This window comes from Mesorhizobium sp. BAC0120 (assembly GCF_033542235.1).
Lineage (GTDB): Bacteria > Pseudomonadota > Alphaproteobacteria > Rhizobiales > Rhizobiaceae > JAWRCU01.
In genome coordinates this window covers 362,874-383,821 of record NZ_JAWRCU010000003.1, presented here as the reverse complement: position 1 = coordinate 383,821, position 20,948 = coordinate 362,874, and the positions used below count along the sequence as shown (strand labels likewise).

The following is a 20,948-nucleotide window of genomic DNA, read 5'->3' as shown; positions in this document are numbered from 1 at the left end:
GCCGGCCCTTCGTCACAGAGGCGATCCCCTTGCTCGACTACTTGCTCCAACAGCTGATCTTCGCGTTGGCGATCGGTGCGATCTATGGATTGATCGCCCTTGGCTACACGATGGTCTATGGCGTCATGCGGCTGATCAACTTCGCGCACGGCGAGTTCTTCATGCTCGGCCCGTATGTCTACACCTTCATCTTCAGCGGGTTTATCGGTCTCGGTGGCCTGGCGCCCGCCCTCGATTCCGTCATCGCGATCGTTGCCAGCTTTGTCATCGTCGGATTGCTTGGCGTGGCGATCGAGCGCTTTGCCTATCGTCCGTTGCGCGCCTACGGCCGTCTCGCGCCGATGCTCAGTGCGCTTGGCATGTCCATCGTGCTGCAGAGCGCAGTCCGCGTGACCATCGGCCCGCAGCCGGAGCACTTCCCGGCCATTGTGCCGAGCCAGCCGATCGCCGCGCTTGGCGGCATGGTGACGACGGTGCAACTCGGCATCCTCGCCGCCGCGATCCTGCTCATGGTGGGAATGGCGCTTTTCGTCAACGGCACGCGTCTCGGCATCTGGATCCGGGCGGCGTCCGAAAGCTGGACGACGTCGAGCCTGCTTGGCATCCGTGTCAATCGCGCCGTCAGCCTCGTCTTCTTCATCGGCCCCGGCCTCGGCGCCATGGCTGGCATCATGTATGCTTCCTACTACGGCATCATGCAACCGACCATGGGCTCGGTCATCGGCCTGAAGGCCTTCACAGCGGCGATCCTCGGCGGTATCGGCTCCATTCCGGGTGCCATGCTCGGCGGCTTCCTGCTCGGCGCTATCGAAACCCTTGGAACGGCCTTCCTGCCGCTCATCTCCGGCGGCCTCATCGGCACGGAGTACCGCGACGTTTTCGCTTTTGCCGTTCTCATCCTCATTCTTCTGTTCAAGCCCGCCGGCCTGCTCGGCGAGACCGTCTCGGAAGAAACGACCGTCGCAAAGAAGGATTACTGACCGATGGGGAACGCGGTAATCACACGGCGGCTTGGCCTTCTGGTCGTGCTCGCGCTTTGCGTGGTTCTGCTGGCTCTTGTGCCGAAGTTTCCGCCCTATTACGTCCGCGTCGCCGACAGCATCCTCATCTACATCATCCTTGCTGTCGGCCTCAATCTCGTGGTCGGCTATGCAGGCCTGCTCGACCTCGGCTTCATAGCCTTTTACGCGGTGGGCGCTTATGCCTATGCCTTTCTGGCCAGCGGGCAGTTCGACATCCACCTGCCATTCATCGTGATCCTCTTCATCGGCGCGGCAGTCGGTGCGCTGGCCGGCGTGCTGCTCGGCTTTCCCGTCCTGAAACTTCGGGGCGACTATCTCGCCATCGTCACGCTGAGTTTCGGTGAAATCATCCGCATCGCTATCAACAATGCCGACGACCTGACCAACGGGCCGCAGGGTATTGCCGGCCTCGACCGGGCAAGCCTGTTCGGCCTGCCGCTCACCAGTCCAGTCCACTTCTACTGGCTGCTGCTGGCCCTCGCGATCATGCTCTGCGCCGGCGTCTATTACATGGAGCGCTCGATCGTAGGCAAAGCATGGCGCGCGCTGCGCGAAGACCAGGACGTGGTGCGTGGCCTTGGCATCAACACGACGACGCTGAAGTTGCTCGCCTTCGCCCTCAGTGCGGCCATCGGCGGTGCCGGCGGCGTGATCTTCGGCTCATTCCAGCGCTTCGTCAGTCCGGAAAGCTTCACCTTCCAGGAATCTCTGCTGGTCGTGCTTATCATCATTATCGGCGGTGTCGGCAATATCGTCGGCGTGATCGCCGGCGCCATCGTGCTCGTGGTTCTGCCGGAAGTCCTGCATTTCGCCGCGCAGTACCGCCTGCTGATTTACGGCGTCGTCCTGGTGACGGTCATCGTGCTTCGCCCGGGCGGCCTCGTCTCGCCGCGTTTCAACCTCGGCTTCATCATTCGAAAGGTCCGGACCCTATGGCTCTCGCCGTCGAAAACGTAAGCAAGCAATTCGGATCGCTGGTCGCGATCAAGAACCTGTCGCTTTCCTTCGACGTCGGCTCGATCTACTCGATCATCGGGCCGAACGGGGCGGGTAAATCCACCATCGTCAACATGATCGCCGGTTCTTATACCGTGACGTCCGGCACGATCCGGCTCGGCTCGACGGAGCTCAGCAAACTGCCGAAACACCGCATCGCCCGGCTCGGGGTGGCGCGCACCTACCAGAACCTACGCCTCTTCGACGGCATGACGGTTCTGGAGAACCTGGAAGTCTGCTTCTTCCCGCAATCCTGGGTGACCCTCCTTGGCGGTGCAAAACGCCTGCGCAAGGCCGAGCGGCTCGACATCTGCCACGCCTGCCTCGCGCGGTTTCATCTGTCCGACGTCGCGGACGTGCTTGCCGGTGATCTGCCATACGGTCGCCAGAAGATGCTGGAATTGGCACGAGCCTTCGTCACCGAGGCGCCGATCGTGCTGCTCGACGAGCCCGCGGCCGGGCTCAACCACACCGAAACAAAGGACATGGCGGCCATGATCGCCGGCCTGAAACGCCAAGACCGCGCGATCATCCTCGTCGAGCACGACATGGACCTAGTGATGTCCATCTCGGACCGAATCGACGTCTTGAACTACGGCGAGCTGCTTTGCTCCGGCACGCCGGACATGGTGCGCACGAACGAAAGAGTCCTGGAGGCCTACCTTGGAACCACGGAAGAACTCGACGACATCCGGAAGCTTGCTCAAAGTCGCCGGGCTCAAGGCGGGTTACGGTCGCACGCAGGTATTGTTCGGCATTGATCTTGAGGTGCATGCCGGCGAGATCGTCACGATCATCGGCGCGAACGGTGCCGGCAAGACGTCGACATTGCGGTCCATTTCCGGCCTGACGCAGATCTATTCCGGTGAGATCGAGTTCAAGGGCCGGCAGATCCGAGGCCTGCCGCCGGAAGAAGTCGCCTGGCTTGGCCTCGCCCACTGCCCGGAGGGTCGGCAGATCCTGCAGCGGCTGACTGTCGAGGAGAACCTGCTCGCCGGCTATATATCCGGTCGTGGCCGCAGTTTCGATGAGATCCGTACGCAGGTCTACGACATGTTCCCGATCCTGAAGGAACGGCGCCATTCCCTGGCGAGCCGCATGAGCGGAGGACAGCAGCAGATGCTGGCGATCGGCCGCTCACTGATGGCAACACCCGAGCTGCTTATGCTCGACGAGCCCTCGCTGGGTCTCGCACCGAAGATCATCAACCAAATCTTTGAGATCATCATCACGCTCTCGAAATCGGGCATCAGTCTCATTGTCGTCGAGCAGAATGCGACAGTGGCGCTGGAGATCGCCGACTATGCCTATGTGATCGATGCGGGGCGCTGTTCGGTCGAGGGCGGGGCGCACAACGTGCTCAACGATCCGGACCTCAAGGCGGCCTATCTCGGCGCATGAGAAAGAGCGCACGGAGGGACCCATGGCGACATTCGAGAGATCCATTCTGGTCTCCGGCGCTGCTTCCGGGATCGGACAGGCAACCGTGCTGGCGCTCGCGAACAAAAGCGTAGCGCTCACCTTGTTCGACCTCAATGCACCGGCGCTGGCGGAAGTCGCGGATATGTGCCGAGGCAAGGGGGCCGCCACGCTCGAAGTAGTGGGAGATGCTTCGTCGGATGCCGATGTTGCCTCTGCGGTCACGCGCGCGATTGAGCGATACGGCTTTCTGTCCGGCGTCGTTGCCGCTGCCGGCGTTGCCCGAAAGGGTGATGTGACGACGCTGACGGATGAAACCTGGCAAACGACCCTAGCCGTCAACCTGACAGGACCCTTCCTGCTGGCGCGGCATGCCGTTCCGCGCCTGCTGGAAAATACGGCCTCGGCATTCGTGGCAGTCAGTTCCGATTCCGGTGTTCGTGGATCGCGCGGTTACGCAGCCTATTGCGCCTCAAAGCATGGTGTTGTCGGTTTGATCCGTTGCATGGCGCTCGATCACGGCCCGCAAGGATTGCGCAGCAATGTCGTGTGTCCTTCCTTTGTCGACACGCCGATGGCGGCTGATCTGCTGAAGGAGAATGGCGGTATCTACGATCGCGCTTTTTACGAGCGCCGCGTTCCCCTCGGCCGTTTTGCCCGTCCGGACGAAGTTGCCGATGCCATCGGCCATTTGCTGTCGCCGCAGGCAAGCTATGCCAATGGCATGGTGTATGTTCTGGATGGGGGGACGACCGCGGGCACGTTCGGGTAAAAACCTTGTGGGGACAACCGCTCTGGAAACCCGCCAATCCGCGGTGGGCGTTGACTTGATGAAGCGTGTGATCGAATTCATCATGGAAGTGAATTTGTTAGGTTATGTTCAATGTTTAATACTGATGCCGAGGCCTGGGCGCCGGATCACGTAGGCAAAACGCTCCGTGAATTGCGCCGATCTCGCCGCATTACCATTCAGCAGCTTGCCGATGGGCTGAACCGGTCAACCGGCTATGTCAGCCAGCTCGAGCGCGGTCTGTCGCAGCCGACGCTGAAGGATCTTTATGCCGCGTGCACCATCTTCGGCGTGCCGATGAGCTGGTTCGTGGAGCTGGAGAAGAAACAGCCCGAGGCCGAGCGGGAGAAAGAGATCATCGTGCGCGGCAATCAGCGTCGCTTCATGTTGCATCAAGGCGCGCGCACCGAGCTTCTGACGCCGCAGCTCGATCCCGACGTCGAATTCATGATGTCGACTTTCGAACCCGGCCTGGAGACCGAACCTAAGAACGTGCCGACCGCCGGCGCCGAATACGGCTACATCCTGAAAGGGCGGCTGGAACTCTGGGTGGACGACGAGAAGTACGAACTCTTCGAGGGCGACAGCTATCGCTTCAACCGGTCGTCCACCTATCGTTCCCGCAATCCATCGAAAACTGAACCGACCATCATCATCTGGGTGGGTGTCTACAAATAGGCAGGCCTTTCGGGACGCCGTCGCGGCAGGGTCGGTGAAGCCATGACATTTCCTCTCCTCCATCCCGACGCCTTCGCCGGCAAGGTCGCGTTTGTCTCGGGGGCTGCCTCGGGCATCGGGGCATCGACTGCCCGCATGCTTGCCGATTTAGGCGTAAGACTCATTCTGGCAGATCGTGACGGGGAACGGCTGGCGGCCTTTGCTGCAACGCTATCACGACATGATGCGCTTGCTCTTGAGGTCGATGTCGCTTCGAACGCAAGCGTCGAAACAGCGATCGCCCGCGGGGTGGGACATTTCGGACGGCTCGATTTTGCGGTCAATTCCGCCGGGATCGACCTGCCGCGTTGTGAGACAGCGCAATATCCGGCCGAGCAATGGGACAGGATCATCGCCGTGAACTTGACCGGCGTGTTCCATGCGGTCCGTTACCAGATCCCGAAAATGCTCGCATGCGGTGGCGGCTCGATCGTCAACATCGCTTCCATCATGGGTCTTCGCGCTTTCCCCGGGCAGCCCGCCTATACGGCGGCCAAGCACGGCGTGATCGGCCTTACAAAGGCAGCGGCGCTGGATCATGCGGCGCATGGGATACGCATCAATGCCGTCGCGCCAGGTTTCGTCGAAACGCCGTTACTTGGTCATCTCAGCAACGAAAAAAAGAAGGCCGCGGCGTCGCTTCATCCAATGGGCCGTGTCGGGCGGGCTGATGAAATTACGAGCGTCATCCTCTTCCTGCTTTCGGACGCCGCCTCTTTCGTCACTGGTGCGTGCTACGAGGCCGACGGCGGCTATTTGACGAAATGAGGGCTCGGTCGCGAACCAAACTGAAATGCCGGTTGACGGACGTTTTTGCTCTCAAGCCGCTCAGCCCTGACGCGCCACCGGTAAATTGGGCCATTCGGAGTTGGAACTTTCTGCTTATGATCCCGTGATCGGAGCAAGGAGACATTCCATGAAGGCATCGGAGTTCACTCAGGCGCAGATCGCGTTCGTGCTGAAGGACGACACACCGCTGGGGAGGTCTGCCGGAACGCCGGGATCAGCGACGCGACGCTCTACAACTGGCGCAAGAAGTATTCCAGCGTGCTGCCGCCGGAGATGAAGCGCCTGCGGCATTTGGAGCAGGAGAATGCCCGGCTGAAGGGCATCGCGGCGGACCTGTCGCTCGACAAGGCCCTTGCCGGCACAGTCGGGCGTTATTCTGAGTTCGCACCGTCGGCTCGCCTGCAGCCGCATTTCCGTTGTGTATGGACGCATGCGGTTCCCGCCGACCACACCGGTGCGATCGCCGTCGTTCCCGACGGTTGCGTCGACCTGCTCTGGCGCGACGGCAGGCTCATGGTCGCAGGGCCGGACCTCACAGCGGCCTTGCCGGATCTGAGGCCCGGGTCGACAATCCTCGGCATGCGGTTCCAACCGGGGGCGGCGACGCGATGGCTCGGTCTGCCCATGACGGAAATCGTCGGCCGCGAGGTCGAGCTGACGGAGTTCTGGGGCAACAGGGCGCACGAGCTTACAGGGCGGTTGAGCGAGAAGACCACGACCAGCGAGCAGGCTCAGCTGCTGCAGCAACTCCTTCTCGGCGTGACCGCCGACATCGAGCCCGTCGCGCAGGATGCGGCGGCAATTTTCAGCGTGGCCGGTCGAGCCTCACGCGAAGGCAACCGCGCGATGTCTTTGCTGCTCGACCGGCTCGATGTCAGCGAGCGGACCCTGAGACGGCGAAGTCACGATTATTTTGGATATGGGCCGAAGACATTGAGCCGCATTCTTCGCTTTCAGAGATTCCTGTCGCTGGCGCGCTCTGATCGCAGTGCTCGATTGTCCGCGCTCGCATTCGACGCAGGTTATGCCGATCAGCCGCATCTGAGCCGCGAGATCCAGTCGCTGTGCGGCATGACCGCCCTGACATTTCTGCGCCAGCTCAGGCCCTGATTGGCCGTTTCATTCAAGATTTTCAGTCGCGTCTCGGCGAATTTGGCAAGCTCAACTATCGGAGTTTGGCAATGGGCACGGCAAGCAACGACCGGCAGATCGACTATGTCGAGTTCAATGTCCGAGACATCGCGCGCTCGAAGCATTTCTACGGCAGCGCCTTCGGCTGGACCTTCACCGATTACGGGCCCGAATACTGCGAATTCGCCGATGGCCGGTTGAAGGGAGGCTTTACTACGATCGGCGCGGTCACACCGTCGGGCGGACCTTTGGTCATCCTCTATGCGGACGATCTCAAGGAAACGCTCGAGCAAATGAAAGCGGCCGGAGGCATGATCGCCAAACCGCCGTACGATTTTCCCGGCGGCAGCCGCTTCCACTTCACCGACCCGGACGGTTACGAACTCGCTGTCTGGTCGGCCCGCTGAACGTCGTCATGTTCGATCTCCTGCATGATTTGGGCTACGTGCTGCTCGGCGGCGTGTTCGTCTGGGCGGGCACCGAGCATTCTCTGAACTTCAGGACGGTCAGCGCCCAACTGAAAGAGCGCGGCTTCCCGGCGCCGGTGCCGTTACTGCTGGGCGCCGGCTCCTTCATGGAGATCGCGGCGGGGCTTTGCGTCGTGATCAACCTCGCGAGAGCCTATGCCGCCTTTGCACTTGTCGGATTCACGGCAGCGGCAAGCCTGCTTGCACTCGATTTCTGGCGCTATTCCGGAGCTGAGCGGCAAATGCTGCGCTCCGGCTTCATCATCAATGTGGCGGTTGCTGGCGGACTTTTGCTCGCCGCGACGTGTTGAGTGTTTGGCGATTTGATCGCTGACATTCGACTCGGGTGCGGCATCAACCGATCGGTCTGGCGACGATCCCCAGCAAAGGGGATGCCCCGATATCGTCCTCGAAGATCGCATCGACAGAAAACCCGTGCCGCTCGAGATTCGCGTAGCAGAGTTCCCTGGCCTTGCTCCGCTGTGCGATCGAAGGCGGCTCGTAAAACAGCAGCAGTTGTCCGCCGGGCCCGAGCACGTCACAAACAACCGGCAGCTCGCGGCGAGGATCGATCCAGAAAAGGTTGACGTTGATCGCGAATGCTTTGTCGAAAGGTCCGGCGTTGCGGTCCAGTTCGGCGAGCGCTGTTTCGACGAAGCTCACCTTGCCCGCCATCCCATGCTCGGCATTGCGCTCACGAGCCGTCTCGATGGCGGCCATAGAGCGATCGACGGCGGTCAGATGCCCGGTTTTCAGCTTTGCGCAAATCAGCGATGCCGCCACGCCCCGGCCACAGCCGATTTCCAGCAACCGGTCGGCTGGCTCGACCCCGAGCCGCTCGACCGACCAGACAATTCGTGTGGGAATCGCCCCGCTCTCTTTCGTCAATCACCCCTCCGACTAGCGTCCGGCCGCGCTAAGGATAATATGCTCCGATGCCGATTCTGGAGGGGCAGTCATGGAGTTCTCTTTTCCCTGGCCGACGACGCAGGGCGAATGGTTTGGCTGGTCCTCGGCGGCAGTCACCGTGCTGTTCGGCCTCATCATGCTCTTCCTCCCCAATATCGGGTTGAGGATACTGCGCGTGCAGGCAGCGCCTGACCACCCCGGGACGGTGGCGGCGACGCGCGCTACGATCGCTGGCTTCCATCTCGGCGTCGGTATCACATCCATTCTGCTCGCTCAGCCGCTTCTCTATCTGGCGCTTGGTTTCTCCTGGCTCTTCACGGCTTTCGGCAGGCTGATCTCGATCCTCTCCGACCGCGGCAACACGATCTACAACTGGATTTGGTTCGTGGTCGAGCTCGCGCTTGCCGGCCTGCCGCTAGCCTTTGCGCTGGGCTTCATTTCCTGAATCGACGGCCATTTCGGCGCGACGCCGCAAGGCTGCGACAAAACTCGCCGAAAACCACGCGGGAGACCGTGTTGCGGTCGGCAAATGCCTGTGCTAGACGGCAATCGACTTTTGGCTGGAGGTCTCGCCCCGCGCGCTGTTCCGGCCTTAGAAAAATCAATAAGGTCAGAGATTTAGCCAGAGTCCAGTGCTCGCGCCACAAATCTTGCGGCCTGTCAGGGAAAGAAGCGACGGTCCGTGGCCAAATCTGGTTCTTCCATCTCAGCAGTCGCCGAACGCTATGCCGGCTCCCTCTATGAGCTTGCTGCCGAAGCCAAGGCCGTAGCGGTGGTCGAAAAGACTCTGGGCGATTTTCAGGCGATGCTGAATTCGAGCGCCGATCTCGCGCGCCTGATCAAGAGCCCGGTCTTCTCGGCAGAAGAGCAGTCGAAGGCGATCGCCGCGGTGCTCGACAAGGCGGGCATCACGGGCCTTACCGGCAACTTCCTGCGCGTGGTCGCGAAGAACCGCCGCCTGTTTGCGCTCCCTGCCATCATAACTGCCTTCCGGCGCATTGCCTCCGAGGCGCGCGGCGAGGCTGCCGCCGAGGTCACCTCGGCGCATGCGCTGACGCCCGAGCAGGAAGTCGAGCTCAAGGCGACGCTCAAGGGTGTTGCCGGCAAGGATGTGTCGATCGCCGTCAAGGTCGATCCCTCCCTTCTCGGCGGCCTCATCGTCAGGATGGGCTCGCGCCAGATCGACACGTCGCTCAAAACCAAACTCTCTTCGCTCAAGCTTGCACTGAAAGAGGTCGGCTGATGGACATCCGCGCCGCGGAAATCTCCGCAATTCTCAAGGATCAGATCAAGAATTTCGGCCAGGAGGCCGAGGTCTCCGAGGTCGGTCAGGTTCTCTCCATCGGCGACGGCATCGCCCGCGTCTACGGTCTCGACAATATCCAGGCCGGCGAGATGGTCGAGTTCCCCGGCGGTATCCGCGGCATGGCGCTCAACCTCGAGGCCGACAATGTCGGCGTCGTGATCTTCGGTAACGACCGCGACATCAAGGAAGGCGACACCGTCAAGCGCACCGGCGCGATCGTGGAGGTGCCCGTCGGCAAGGGGCTGCTCGGCCGCGTCGTCGACGCACTCGGCAACCCGATCGACGGCAAGGGGCCCATTCAGGCGACTGAACGCCTTCGCGTCGACGTGAAGGCGCCGGGCATCATTCCTCGCCGCTCGGTGCATGAGCCGATGTCGACCGGCCTCAAGGCAATCGATGCGCTTATCCCGATCGGTCGCGGCCAGCGCGAGCTGATCATCGGCGATCGGCAGACCGGCAAGACCGCCATCATTCTCGACACCATCCTCAATCAGAAGCCGCTCAACGAGGGCGACGACGAGAGCCAGAAGCTGTACTGCGTCTACGTCGCGGTCGGACAGAAGCGCTCCACCGTGGCGCAGTTCGTGAAGGTGCTCGAAGAGCGCGGCGCGCTCGAATATTCCATCGTCGTCGCCGCCACCGCCTCCGATCCGGCGCCGATGCAGTACCTCGCCCCGTTCGCAGGTTGCACCATGGGCGAGTATTTCCGTGACAATGGCATGCATGCCGTGATCGCCTATGACGATCTCTCCAAGCAGGCCGTCGCCTACCGCCAGATGTCGCTGCTGCTGCGCCGCCCGCCGGGCCGCGAGGCCTATCCGGGCGACGTCTTCTATCTGCACTCGCGCCTGCTCGAGCGTGCTGCGAAGATGAACGACGACAACGGCGCCGGCTCGTTGACCGCGCTGCCGGTCATCGAGACGCAGGCCAACGACGTGTCGGCCTATATCCCGACCAACGTGATCTCGATCACGGATGGCCAGATCTTCCTGGAAACCAACCTGTTCTTCCAGGGCATCCGCCCGGCGGTGAACGTTGGCCTGTCCGTGTCGCGCGTCGGTTCGGCCGCGCAGATCAAGGCGATGAAGCAGGTCGCCGGCTCGATCAAGGGCGAGCTCGCGCAGTATCGCGAGATGGCGGCGTTCGCACAGTTCGGTTCCGATCTGGATGCGGCGACGCAGCGTCTCCTGAACCGTGGCGCGCGTCTGACCGAACTCCTGAAGCAGCCGCAGTTCTCGCCGCTGAAAACCGAAGAGCAGGTCGTGGTGATTTTCGCCGGCGTCAACGGCTATCTGGACAAGCTCAGTGTTGCGCAGGTCGGCAAGTTCGAGCAAGGCCTGCTCGGCCACATGCGCTCGGCCGGCAAGGCGATCCTCGACGCGATCCGCAAGGACAAGCAGATCACCGACGACACACGCGCCAAGCTCAAGGCCGAGGTGGACAGCTTCGCCAAGACCTTCGCCTGAGCTGACGGGACGCTGAACGGATGGCCTCGCTCAAAGATCTCCGCAACCGCATCGCCTCGGTGAAGGCGACGCAGAAGATCACCAAGGCGATGCAGATGGTCGCCGCGGCGAAGCTGCGTCGTGCGCAGGAGGCCGCCGAGGCCGCGCGCCCCTATTCCCAGCGCATGGCTTCGGTGCTGGCCAACATTGCCCAGGCAGTCGGCGGGGGCAGCGACGCCCCGGCGCTGATGACGGGGCACGGCCGGGACGATGTCCAGCTGCTCGTGGTCTGCACTGCCGAGCGCGGGCTCTGCGGCGGCTTCAACAGCCAGATCGCGCGCTTTGCGCGCGAGCGTATCCGCAGCCTGCTGGCTGACGGCAAGACGGTGAAGATCATCACCGTCGGAAGGAAGGGCTACGACAACCTCAAGCGCGACTACGGCAGGCTCATCATCGACCGCATCGAGCTGCGTGAGGTGAAGCAGATCGGCTTCGCCAACGCCGATGCGATCGCCAAGAAGGTGATCGCCCTCTTCAACGACGGCCAGTTCGACGTCTGCACAATCTTCTATTCCGAGTTCAAGTCGGTGATCAGCCAGGTGCCGACGGCGCTGCAGGTGATCCCCGCCGCGCCGCCCGAGGCCGAAAAGGCAGAGAACGGCGCGACGGCAATCTACGAATATGAGCCGGAACCGGGCGAGATCCTGTCCGACCTTATCCCGCGCAACATCGCCGTGCAGATATTCCGGGCGCTGCTCGAGAATGCGGCCGGCGAGATGGGCGCCAAGATGACGGCCATGGACAATGCTACGCGCAACGCCGGCGACATGATCAACAGGCTGACGATCAACTACAACCGGACGCGTCAGGCCATGATCACCAAGGAACTGATCGAAATCATCTCGGGCGCCGAAGCGCTCTAGCGTTGCCAAGAATCGGCGGCGCGACCAGATACGGACGAGAAGGGTAACAAGGATGGCGAAAGCAGCGACCACGAAGAAGACCACGGCCGCCGCCGATGCGGAAGCTCCGGCCAAGGCACCCGCCAGGAAACCGGCAGCCGCCAGGACCACGAAGGCGGCCGCGATGGCGGCCACCACAATCAAGGCCAGCGGCCCGGCAGGCAAAGTCCGGCAGGTCATCGGCGCCGTTGTCGACGTTGCGTTCGACGAGTTCGTGCCGCCGATCCTGAACGCGCTGGAGACCGACAATCGCGGCAGCCGCCTCGTGCTCGAAGTCGCGCAGCACCTCGGCGAGGACACCGTGCGCTGCATCGCCATGGACTCGACCGACGGCCTGGTGCGCGGCCAGACCGTCTATGACACCGGGGCTCCGATCTCGGTGCCGGTCGGCCCGCAGCTTCTCGGCCGCATCATCAACGTGATCGGCGAGCCGGTTGACGAGGCAGGCCCGGTCAACGGCGTCGAGGACCGCGCCATCCACCAGCCGGCCCCCGCCTATGTCGAGCAGTCGACCGAGGCGCAGATCCTGGTCACGGGCATCAAGGTGCTCGACTTGCTGGCGCCTTATGCACGCGGCGGCAAGATCGGCCTGTTCGGCGGTGCCGGCGTCGGCAAGACGGTGCTCATCCAGGAGCTCATCAACAACATCGCCAAGGCGCATGGCGGCTACTCGGTGTTCGCCGGTGTCGGCGAGCGCACCCGCGAAGGGAACGACCTCTATCACGAGTTCATCGAGTCCGGCGTCAACAAGAAGGGCGGCGGCGAGGGCTCCAAGGCCGCGCTCGTCTACGGCCAGATGAACGAGCCGCCGGGCGCGCGTGCCCGCGTCGGCCTTACCGGCCTGACAGTGGCGGAGTATTTCCGCGACCAGGGTCAGGACGTGCTGTTCTTCGTTGACAACATCTTCCGCTTCACCCAGGCGGGCTCGGAAGTCTCGGCGCTGCTCGGCCGCATTCCCTCGGCGGTGGGCTACCAGCCGACGCTCGCCACCGACATGGGCGCGCTGCAGGAGCGTATCACCACGACCACCAAGGGCTCGATCACCTCGGTGCAGGCGATCTACGTCCCCGCCGACGACCTCACCGACCCGGCGCCGGCCACCTCCTTCGCCCACCTCGACGCGACGACCGTGCTGTCGCGCGGCATCGCGGAGAAGGGCATCTATCCGGCGGTCGACCCGCTCGACTCCACGTCGCGCATGCTCGACCCGCAGATCGTCGGCGAGGAGCATTACCAGGTGGCGCGCCAGGTGCAGTCGATCCTGCAGCGCTACAAGTCGCTTCAGGACATCATCGCGATCCTGGGCATGGACGAGCTGTCGGAAGAGGATAAGCTCACCGTCGCCCGCGCCCGCAAGATCGAGCGCTTCCTGTCGCAGCCCTTCTTCGTGGCAGAAGTGTTCACCGGCTCGCCGGGCAAGCTGGTCGACCTTCAGGATACGATCAAGGGCTTCAAGGGGCTCTGCGACGGCTCATACGATCACCTGCCGGAAGCGGCCTTCTACATGGTCGGCACCATCGAGGAAGCCGTCGAGAAGGCACAGCGCCTGGCGGCTGAAGCGGCGTAAAATCAGGGCAGTAGGGCAATAAGGCAATAGGGCAATAAGGAGAGCGGAAGAGGGAACGGCGGCCAGGCATAGGAAGACTTCCCCTATTGCCCTACTGCCCTACTGCCCTACTCCCCCACGGATATGGCTGAAGCATTCCAGTTCGAACTCGTCTCGCCGGAGCGCCTTCTCGTCTCGCAGAAGGTGGAGTGGGCGGTGATTCCGGGCGTCGAAGGCGAAATGACGGTGCTCGTCAATCACGCGCCGGTCATGACGATCGTCAAGCCTGGCGTAGTGACCCTGAAGCCGGAAGGCGGCGCGGAAGAACGCTATGTCGTGTTCGGCGGCTTCGCCGACATATTGCCGTTAGGCTGCACCCTGCTCGCGGAGTCGGCGACCTCGGTGAAGGAGATCGACCGGGCGGATCTCGCCCGCCGCATCCAGGACGCCAGGGAAGACGTCGCCGACGCGTCCGACGATCTCTCCCGCACCAAGGCCGAGCAACTGCTCGCCCAGCTCACCACGCTTGAAGGGGCAATCCTCCCGGCGTGAGTGCGTAGCGGGTATATGAAGTCATGGAAGCCGGGCAATGCCCGGCTTTTTTATTTTTTGAGTGCGGTTCGAACGGTGTGGTCGCGCCTTCCAATTCCAAGTTGGCGCTGCCCCTCACTCTTACCCTCTCCCCGTGAATGACGGGGAGAGGGGGACGTCAGCGTCGCGGATAATCGCTATCCCGGTCAGCTATTGTACGGACAGCAGGAGGCGGCAACGTCGCCGACCCCCTCTCCCCGTTTTTCACGGGGAGAGGGTGAGGGTCAGTGCTGAGGCCAAGCCAGTTGCAAAAAGCCCTTACGCCTCAACCCGCACTCCGCTGTTTCGCGGCACCCTGTCCGGCCCACTTCTCGACCTTCTCAAGCAGCGCCTTGGGACTGATCGGTTTCGGCAGGTAATCGTCCATTCCGGCTTCGAGGCAACGCTCGCGATCGCCTTTCAGCGCGTGCGCAGTGACACCGACAATCGGCACGTGGGATGACGTTGCCGCCTCGATGCGGCGGATCGCGGCGGTCGCCTCGATACCATTCATCTCCGGCATCGAGACGTCCATCAGGATCATGCGCGGGTTCATCTGCCCGAAGGCCTCGACAGCCAGGCGCCCATTGCCGACGATCTCGAAGGTGAAGGGCGAATCCGCAAGGATCTGCGTGAAGACGAGCTGGTTCACTTCGTTGTCTTCAGCAACGAGAATGTCGACACGGTGGCCTGTGGCAGGCGAAGGCTCCTGCCCACCGGTCCGTGCGACATCTGGAGCCTTTGCAGCTGTATCGTGCACCAGCTCCGGCCGGCTGTCTGTTGAGGCCCATGGCGAGGCAAGGGGCGCCGCTCTCCCATTGGCGAAACGGTGCTTCTGGATCGTGCCGACGAGTGTTTCGAGCAGCGCCGAGGAACGTGCCGGCTTGATGAGCTGCGCCTCGATGCCGAGCTCCCTCGAGCTAGCAGTCGATAGCGTCTGGTCGACCGAGGTGAGCATCACGATCGGCGTGTCCGCAATGGCAGGAGTCGATCGGATCACCCGTGCCGCGTCGAGCCCGGTCATCCCGGGCATCTGGTAATCGAGGACGACGCAGTCGACGGCAACGCCATATGCCGCGGCCGCCTTGAGAACGCGAATGCCTTCCGGCCCGTTCTCGGCTGCGCAGGAATCGAAGGTCCACGACGCCATCTGTTCGCTGAGAATGGCGCGGTTCACGGCATTGTCGTCGACGACGAGGATGCGCGCGCCGGTAACGTCGAGTGGAGGCGGACGCATGCCCTCCGGCTTTCCCGCATTGGCCAGGGTGACGGTAAACCAGAAGGTAGAGCCCTTCCCCTCGACGCTCTCGACGCCGAGCTCACCGCCCATCAGCTCGACGAGGCGGGAGGTGATCGCCAACCCGAGACCCGTACCCTCATGGCGCCGCGTAGACGAAGAATCGACCTGGCTGAACTTGTCGAAGACGAGCTTCAGCTTGTCCTGCGGGATGCCGATGCCCGTGTCGGTGACGCTCACTTTCAGCTTCGTCTCGCTGACCAGCTTCTCGCCCGCCACTTCCACCAGCACATGCCCGGAATCGGTGAACTTGACGGCATTGCCGAGCAGGTTCGTGATGATCTGACGAATGCGTCCGACGTCGCCGACATACATCTCCTGGCATTGCGGATCGACCCGGACGATCATCTCCAAGTCCTTTTCCTTGGCGCGCGCCGACACCAGTGTCGCGACGTCCTCAATCGCCTCGGCCAGGTTGAAGGGCGCGAGATCGAGCACGAGCTGGCCGGCATCGATCTTCGAGAAGTCGAGAATGTCGTTGATGATGGTGAGCAGCGCGTTGCCCGATTTCACGATGATGTCGGTGAACATCTTCTGTTTCGGGTTGAGGTCCGACTTCGCCAGCAGTTCGGCCATGCCGAGCACGCCGTTCATCGGCGTGCGGATTTCATGGCTCATATTGGCAAGGAATTCGGACTTGGCGCGATCGGCCAGCACTGCCTTGCGCTTAGCCTCCTCCAGCTCCTTCTCGCGCTGCTTGAGCTCGGTGATGTCGGTCGTCGAACCGATCAGATAATGAGAGCCGTCGGTCGCCTTGATCACGTTCTTGCGGGCAATCTGGTATCGCAGCGACCCGTCTGGATGGGTGACGATTTCGGGGATCTCGTGGGTGCTCATTGTCCTGAGCACGGTTCGGTCGCCCTCCATGAGTGCCTCGCCGTCCGCTCCGAATATCTCCGCATCCGTCCGGCCGATCGCGTCTTCCTTGGTGAAGCCGGTGAGGTCGCACCAGCCCTTGTTGACGTAAAACAGCCTCAAATCCGGCCGCTTGGCGTAGATCGCCACCGGCACGTTGTCGATCATGGAGCGGAATACTTCGTTCTCGCGCAGACTTTCGGCGAGCTGCTTTTCGCGCTCCTTCAGCTCGGTGATATCGGTGGCCGAACCGACCAGGTGCCTGGTCCCGTCCGCAGCCAACAGCCGGCTCTTGTGGGTTATCATCTGGCGAACCGTGCCATCGCGATGCGTGAGCGGCTCCTCGGCCTCGATCTTCGTGCCGGTCTGAAGCACCTGGATGTCGTCGCGATTGAAATTGCCGGCCTCGGAAAGGTTGAATATTTCGCTGTCCGTGCGGCCGACGCATTCCTCAGGGGAAAGGCCGGTCAGGGTCGTCCAGGCCCTATTGACGTATTCGATCCTCAGGTCCTTGCCCTTAATGAACGCCATCACCGGCAACTCGTCGAGGGTTCGCCGCAGCAGGTCGACCTGGTTCATCGAATCGCGAAGCGCCTGCTCGCGCTCCTTGACGTCCGTGATATCTGTGTTCGAACAGAGAAGGTGCACGCTGCCGTCCGCCGCCACGAGCCGGCTCTTGCGCGTCATCAGCTCGCGAACCGTGCCGTCACGGCGGACCACCGGCTCCTCGATCTCGAGAGACCGCCCGGTCTGGATCACATTGGCGTCGCACTTCGTATAGTCGTCGGCTTCGGAAACGTTGAAGAGTTCCAGGTCCGTGCGGCCGATGGCATTGTCCTTGGCGATGCCCGTTATGGTCGACCAGGCATTGTTGACGTATTCGATGCGCAGGTCCTCGGACTTGATGGAGGCGGCAACCGGCAGCTCGTCTAGCGTGTGTCGGAGCAGCTCGTTCTGACCCATCGAGTCGCGTAGCGCCGTCTCGCGATCCTTCAATTCGGTAATGTCGACGCGCACCCCGATGAAGGTGCCGTCGTCGGCCCGCATGTTATAGACCTTCTGCCAGCGGCCGTCGGGGTTGCGGCGCTCATACTCCGCGTGACGGAGCCCATACTCGGCGACTATGCCCGCAAGCCACCTGTCCTTGTCGACATCATAGAGCGCATCGACCTCCGGGTTCCCGCTGGTACGAAAATGACCGACGGTATGGCCGAACTCGAACGCCTCTCGGAGAGTCCTCCCGGGCTTCCAGATCGGTTCCAGATCGGGCATGCCCTCATGCAGCTTGCGGTTGGCGAATACGAAATTGTCGTCGCGATCGTAGATCAGCACCGCTGCCGGCATCGAATCCAGAACGCTCTCGAACTGATGGCGCGCCTTGGCAAACTCGACCTCGCGCGTCTTCATCTCCGTAACGTCGACATAGGACGCGATCACCTTGCCGCCGGGAAGCGGCGTGGCCGTGCAGATGATCGTGCGGCCGTTTGTGAGGACCAATTCTCTCGTCCCGGCCTGACCGGAGCAGAGCTCGGCCTCACGCTGCGCGATATGTGCCGTCCAGACCGCATCGTCACCGCCATGGACATCGATGTCACGGCTCGCTTCCATGACGTCGTGCAGCGTCGAGCCCTCGGATATCCTGCCCGGCGCAATGTCCCAGATGTCGTAGAAGGCCTGGTTTATCACCTCGGTCCTCAGCTGCCGGTCGAAGACCAGAATGCCGATCGACATCGAATCGAAGATATCGCGCAGATTGGCGAAAAGCTCCGCGGCTGCGTCCTTCTCAGCCGGAAGCTCCTGCTTCGCAAACTCGCGACGCGGCCCGGCGAGCTCTGCCAGCGACGCTGCCGCCGGCGTCACGTTCCGGGCGATGCCGCGGTAGCCGAGGAAGGTCCCGTCTGGAGCGAAGCGGGGATTCCCGGTGATCGAGATCCAGCGGCAGTCCGCCTTGCCTCCCTTCAGTTCGTAGACGAAGTCGCGGAACGGGCGCCGAGCTTCGAGGTCGGCGAGATGGGCAGACGCACTGGCGCTGCCCTTCGAGACCTCCTTCAGGAAGTCGAAACGGAAGCGGCCGAGCACCTCTTCCGGGGCAATTCCGGTGACGCGTTCATAGTTGCTGGACAGCCAGGAAAAGCGAAGCTCGCCGTCGGTTTCCCATATCCAGTCCGATCCTGCATCGACGAGCGCCAGAAGATCGGCCAATGGAAGATCCCGCGGCCCGCACAGCCCTGCGCCCGCTATGCTCGCAATCCGACGATCAGAACCCTCAACTCTCCCTGGCTCCTCTCCCCAGGCGGCATCGCCGCCAGCGCCGAGCCCACCCCGCAGTGACACCGGTCAGCCCCCCTCGAGCGGTTAATCCGACGCATGTTGCGCGAGAAGCATTAATGTTCGGCTAACCTTAACGATCGACTCACCGGGGTTACTCCGGGCAAGCGCGCGAGGCGAGTTGTCGCTGGGGCGCCTACATCGGCGGGGCCACCCCGTGATTGCCGACCACGACCCGATTGGACGTCAGCTTGCCATCCGTGCCGCGTTCGGCCGTGACCACGACGGCGGCTCCAGGAGAGAGGTCTGCAGGGGTGGCGGTGGCCAATGTCACGATGGGGGTGCCGCCGGGGATCGAAATCTTCTTTTCCTGGCCGTTCTGGTAGCTCAGCGTGAGGGTCGGGCCGTTCACCCCTGTGACCTGGCTGGCCACCGTTCCATTGGTCATTCTGCTGTTGGGCTTGAGATCCCAGGGACGGTCGCCCTCGCCGGTGCCCTTCATCGCAGCAGGAAAGATCACGACCTCGAGCGCGCCGGCCCCTCCGTTGGCCGTTGGCGCGGAAGCGATACCAACGAAATCTCCGACTTTGATGTCGTTGACCGACGCTTTGGAAACACCAGACAGCTTCCAGCCGGGTGCCAGATTCACGGTATCGGTTTTCCCTTCACGCGTCTTCACGGTGAGCGTCGATCCATCGAGTTTGGCGACAGTGCCTCGCACACGCACAGTGTCCGCGGCTGTGGCTCCGACGAGGCTCGCTCCGAGAACGCCCGTCACGGCAGCAAGCATCATTGCGACGGTTTTCAACTTCATGATCCAATCCTTCCGAGACCCCCGCATCACAGAACAGAAGAACTAACGTCCGGGACGTTGGAATCTTCGCGCTGTTTGCGGGAAGGCTGTTCAAAAGAACTTGAAGGGTATCTGCCGCCAATGCTTTCAAGGCCATGCGGCTCGTGGCGGGGCAGGAATGGCCGGCGGCCTCAGTCGCTCCGGCTGGTCTGGATTATTTGTGCGCCCAGCCCGGCACGCGGGTTCGTGGCGGGAGTGACAGACTTTCGAGGCGCGTCGCCTCAGACATCGCGTGCGCCGGCTGGAGTTGCCAGACCCGAAGGTCGCTTCGCAGTTCTGCTTGTAGCGCCGGCCTAGCCGGGCGCTATCGCAGCAAGCGCCATCGGCTGATTAGGCGGCGCGCCTCTGAGGAATGAAGGTTGAGCCGCTTCGACGGGGTTCCACCGTGGTCGCGATGCGGTGGTGATGGGCGCAATAAACCGCGTCCGGCGATGTGGCCTGGGCGCAGAAAAGATGACCGCCCGGCACCGAAGGATCTTCGCACACCGGGAAGCGACACTGACCGCGGCCAAGAGCCATCAGCGGAATCTTGTCTTTCACCTGCCCGTTGGAGGGCAGCGGAGTTGTCAATACCGGTACTGATGAGGCCTCGAGTTGTACCATTGTGGCCGAGTTAGATGTCATTCCTGATGATCCCTGATTTCAAGAAGTCAGATAGAAACTACTGATTGCAAACGCCATAGCTTCGGCGCCGGTGCGGCGCTTCGTCTCGGCTGGTCGCATTTTCTCAACGCCCTCATGGCGGAAGGGTTCATCTCCGTTTCCTTCGCCGGGCCTGGGGTTCGTTCAGTCTTGCGTTGCGGATGCCGCCTCGCCTGCACAAGCAAGGCTCTCGATCCAGCGTGCTATCGATTCCGGGACGGGCTCCCTGCCCTGGGCCCAGCGCCAGACCTGCCGGTCATCGCAGTACAGCATTTGCGCCAGGCCACACTGCGACCAGTGCAGTAAAGCGAGGCATTCACGAAAGCGATCAGGCGTCATCTCTGCGCTCGTTGGGGTTTCCCGCGGCCGGCTGGGGCTCGGCCAACGTTGCCGGCGATGTAATGACGGGGGAGGATGGAAAGTTGTTCCAGGCCGCCAATTGCTTGCGCTTGGCTGCCGGCGGTGCTCTGCGCAATGGCAATCCTTCATCGAGGAACAGGAGGCCAGCGATGCGGTTAGGGAAGGCCGCGACTGGTGCGGCTTTGCCCCTGGAGTAAGCTCATGAAAAATCGTCTCTTCGCCGTTTCCATACTGGCCCTCGCCCTCGCTAGCCCGGCGTTGGCCCAAACCACCGGCAGCACCGGTGGGGGAATGCCGGGCACCTGGCGGAGCGGCATTGGCGATGCCTTCTTCTCTGACAAATCGGGCACGACCGTGCGTTCGCAAGATGAGATGAGGACGCGATGGGGCAGGCTTTCTGGCGAGCAGCAGCGACAGGCGCACTTGGACTGTCAGAAGATGTACCCTTCGAAGGGTGAAACCGCGCTGCATCCAAAGACAGGCGCGCAGGCAGTCTCGCACAGCGGTGGCATGGTCACCGTTTGCAACTGGATCAGCGGCCAGAAATAGCCGGTCGAGGTCAAGGGGCAGGGGATGGCGACGATGCCAAGGGCCATTCCCGGCG

General features: G+C 62.5%; 21 protein-coding genes. 17 read left to right on the top strand and 4 right to left on the bottom strand.

Annotation, left to right across the window (positions count from 1 at the left end; translation table 11 throughout):
* Nucleotides 1-29 precede the first annotated feature (29 nt).
* The 10 genes from SAZ10_RS08710 to SAZ10_RS08660 all read left to right on the top strand — a co-directional run bounded on the left by SAZ10_RS08710 (nucleotide 30) and on the right by SAZ10_RS08660 (nucleotide 7,642).
* The gene (locus SAZ10_RS08710; protein WP_318608807.1) at nucleotides 30-980 is read left to right on the top strand and encodes a branched-chain amino acid ABC transporter permease; all 951 of its coding nucleotides are present in this window, start codon (nucleotides 30-32) and stop codon (nucleotides 978-980) included.
* A gap of 3 nt (nucleotides 981-983) precedes the next feature.
* Nucleotides 984-1,979: an ABC transporter permease subunit gene (locus SAZ10_RS08705; protein WP_318608806.1), complete on the top strand. Its 996-nt coding sequence runs from the start codon at nucleotides 984-986 to the stop codon at nucleotides 1,977-1,979.
* On the top strand, nucleotides 1,955-2,779 hold the full coding sequence (locus SAZ10_RS08700) for an ABC transporter ATP-binding protein (RefSeq protein WP_318608805.1): 825 nt from the start codon (nucleotides 1,955-1,957) through the stop codon (nucleotides 2,777-2,779). Before SAZ10_RS08705 ends, SAZ10_RS08700 begins: the two co-directional genes overlap by 25 nt.
* Nucleotides 2,718-3,419, top strand: coding sequence for an ABC transporter ATP-binding protein (locus tag SAZ10_RS08695; protein WP_318608804.1), 702 nt, complete (start codon nucleotides 2,718-2,720; stop codon nucleotides 3,417-3,419). Before SAZ10_RS08700 ends, SAZ10_RS08695 begins: the two co-directional genes overlap by 62 nt.
* A 22-nt stretch (nucleotides 3,420-3,441) precedes the next feature.
* Nucleotides 3,442-4,209 (top strand): SDR family oxidoreductase, encoded by a 768-nt coding sequence (locus SAZ10_RS08690; RefSeq protein WP_318608803.1) that lies wholly within the window; start codon nucleotides 3,442-3,444, stop codon nucleotides 4,207-4,209.
* Between the two features lie 111 nt (nucleotides 4,210-4,320).
* Nucleotides 4,321-4,905: an XRE family transcriptional regulator gene (locus SAZ10_RS08685; RefSeq protein ID WP_318608802.1), complete on the top strand. Its 585-nt coding sequence runs from the start codon at nucleotides 4,321-4,323 to the stop codon at nucleotides 4,903-4,905.
* A gap of 42 nt (nucleotides 4,906-4,947) precedes the next feature.
* Nucleotides 4,948-5,712, top strand: coding sequence for an SDR family NAD(P)-dependent oxidoreductase (locus tag SAZ10_RS08680; RefSeq protein ID WP_318608801.1), 765 nt, complete (start codon nucleotides 4,948-4,950; stop codon nucleotides 5,710-5,712).
* 156 nt (nucleotides 5,713-5,868) lie between these two features.
* On the top strand, nucleotides 5,869-6,843 hold the full coding sequence (locus SAZ10_RS08670; protein WP_412535193.1) for a DUF6597 domain-containing transcriptional factor: 975 nt from the start codon (nucleotides 5,869-5,871) through the stop codon (nucleotides 6,841-6,843).
* 71 nt (nucleotides 6,844-6,914) lie between these two features.
* Nucleotides 6,915-7,271, top strand: a complete 357-nt coding sequence (locus SAZ10_RS08665) for a VOC family protein (RefSeq protein WP_318608800.1) — start codon at nucleotides 6,915-6,917, stop codon at nucleotides 7,269-7,271.
* A gap of 8 nt (nucleotides 7,272-7,279) precedes the next feature.
* The gene (locus SAZ10_RS08660; RefSeq protein WP_318608799.1) at nucleotides 7,280-7,642 is read left to right on the top strand and encodes a DoxX family protein; all 363 of its coding nucleotides are present in this window, start codon (nucleotides 7,280-7,282) and stop codon (nucleotides 7,640-7,642) included.
* A 43-nt stretch (nucleotides 7,643-7,685) separates the two neighbouring features.
* Here SAZ10_RS08660 and SAZ10_RS08655 read toward each other — a convergent pair whose 3' ends face one another.
* Nucleotides 7,686-8,219, bottom strand: a complete 534-nt coding sequence (locus tag SAZ10_RS08655) for a class I SAM-dependent methyltransferase (RefSeq protein WP_318608798.1) — start codon at nucleotides 8,217-8,219, stop codon at nucleotides 7,686-7,688.
* Nucleotides 8,220-8,289: 70 nt separating this feature from the next.
* Here SAZ10_RS08655 and SAZ10_RS08650 point away from each other — a divergent pair, with 70 nt between their 5' ends.
* From SAZ10_RS08650 to SAZ10_RS08625, 6 genes are all read left to right on the top strand, one after another.
* The gene (locus tag SAZ10_RS08650) at nucleotides 8,290-8,685 is read left to right on the top strand and encodes a DUF4345 family protein (RefSeq protein ID WP_318608797.1); all 396 of its coding nucleotides are present in this window, start codon (nucleotides 8,290-8,292) and stop codon (nucleotides 8,683-8,685) included.
* 237 nt (nucleotides 8,686-8,922) lie between these two features.
* Nucleotides 8,923-9,483, top strand: coding sequence for a F0F1 ATP synthase subunit delta (locus SAZ10_RS08645; RefSeq protein WP_318608796.1), 561 nt, complete (start codon nucleotides 8,923-8,925; stop codon nucleotides 9,481-9,483).
* Nucleotides 9,483-11,012, top strand: a complete 1,530-nt coding sequence (gene atpA / locus SAZ10_RS08640; RefSeq protein ID WP_318608795.1) for a F0F1 ATP synthase subunit alpha — start codon at nucleotides 9,483-9,485, stop codon at nucleotides 11,010-11,012. Before SAZ10_RS08645 ends, atpA begins: the two co-directional genes overlap by 1 nt.
* A 20-nt stretch (nucleotides 11,013-11,032) precedes the next feature.
* Nucleotides 11,033-11,914, top strand: coding sequence for a F0F1 ATP synthase subunit gamma (locus SAZ10_RS08635; RefSeq protein WP_318608794.1), 882 nt, complete (start codon nucleotides 11,033-11,035; stop codon nucleotides 11,912-11,914).
* A gap of 52 nt (nucleotides 11,915-11,966) precedes the next feature.
* Nucleotides 11,967-13,520, top strand: a complete 1,554-nt coding sequence (gene atpD, locus SAZ10_RS08630) for a F0F1 ATP synthase subunit beta (RefSeq protein WP_318608793.1) — start codon at nucleotides 11,967-11,969, stop codon at nucleotides 13,518-13,520.
* A gap of 123 nt (nucleotides 13,521-13,643) precedes the next feature.
* Nucleotides 13,644-14,051 carry a F0F1 ATP synthase subunit epsilon gene (locus SAZ10_RS08625; RefSeq protein WP_318608792.1) on the top strand — a complete coding sequence of 136 codons (408 nt, stop codon included), beginning with the start codon at nucleotides 13,644-13,646 and terminating at the stop codon, nucleotides 14,049-14,051.
* 304 nt (nucleotides 14,052-14,355) lie between these two features.
* Here SAZ10_RS08625 and SAZ10_RS08620 read toward each other — a convergent pair whose 3' ends face one another.
* From SAZ10_RS08620 to SAZ10_RS33580, 3 genes are all read right to left on the bottom strand, one after another.
* Nucleotides 14,356-18,423, bottom strand: coding sequence for a PAS domain-containing protein (locus tag SAZ10_RS08620; RefSeq protein WP_318608791.1), 4,068 nt, complete (start codon nucleotides 18,421-18,423; stop codon nucleotides 14,356-14,358).
* A 262-nt stretch (nucleotides 18,424-18,685) separates the two neighbouring features.
* Complete coding sequence (locus tag SAZ10_RS08615; RefSeq protein WP_318608790.1) at nucleotides 18,686-19,303, bottom strand: hypothetical protein; 618 nt, start codon at nucleotides 19,301-19,303, stop codon at nucleotides 18,686-18,688.
* A 369-nt stretch (nucleotides 19,304-19,672) separates the two neighbouring features.
* Nucleotides 19,673-19,945 carry a GcrA family cell cycle regulator gene (locus SAZ10_RS33580; protein WP_412535192.1) on the bottom strand — a complete coding sequence of 91 codons (273 nt, stop codon included), beginning with the start codon at nucleotides 19,943-19,945 and terminating at the stop codon, nucleotides 19,673-19,675.
* A 600-nt stretch (nucleotides 19,946-20,545) separates the two neighbouring features.
* Between SAZ10_RS33580 and SAZ10_RS08610 the strand changes: the two genes are divergently transcribed.
* Nucleotides 20,546-20,893, top strand: coding sequence for a hypothetical protein (locus tag SAZ10_RS08610; protein WP_318608789.1), 348 nt, complete (start codon nucleotides 20,546-20,548; stop codon nucleotides 20,891-20,893).
* The last annotated feature ends 55 nt before the right edge of the window (nucleotides 20,894-20,948 follow it).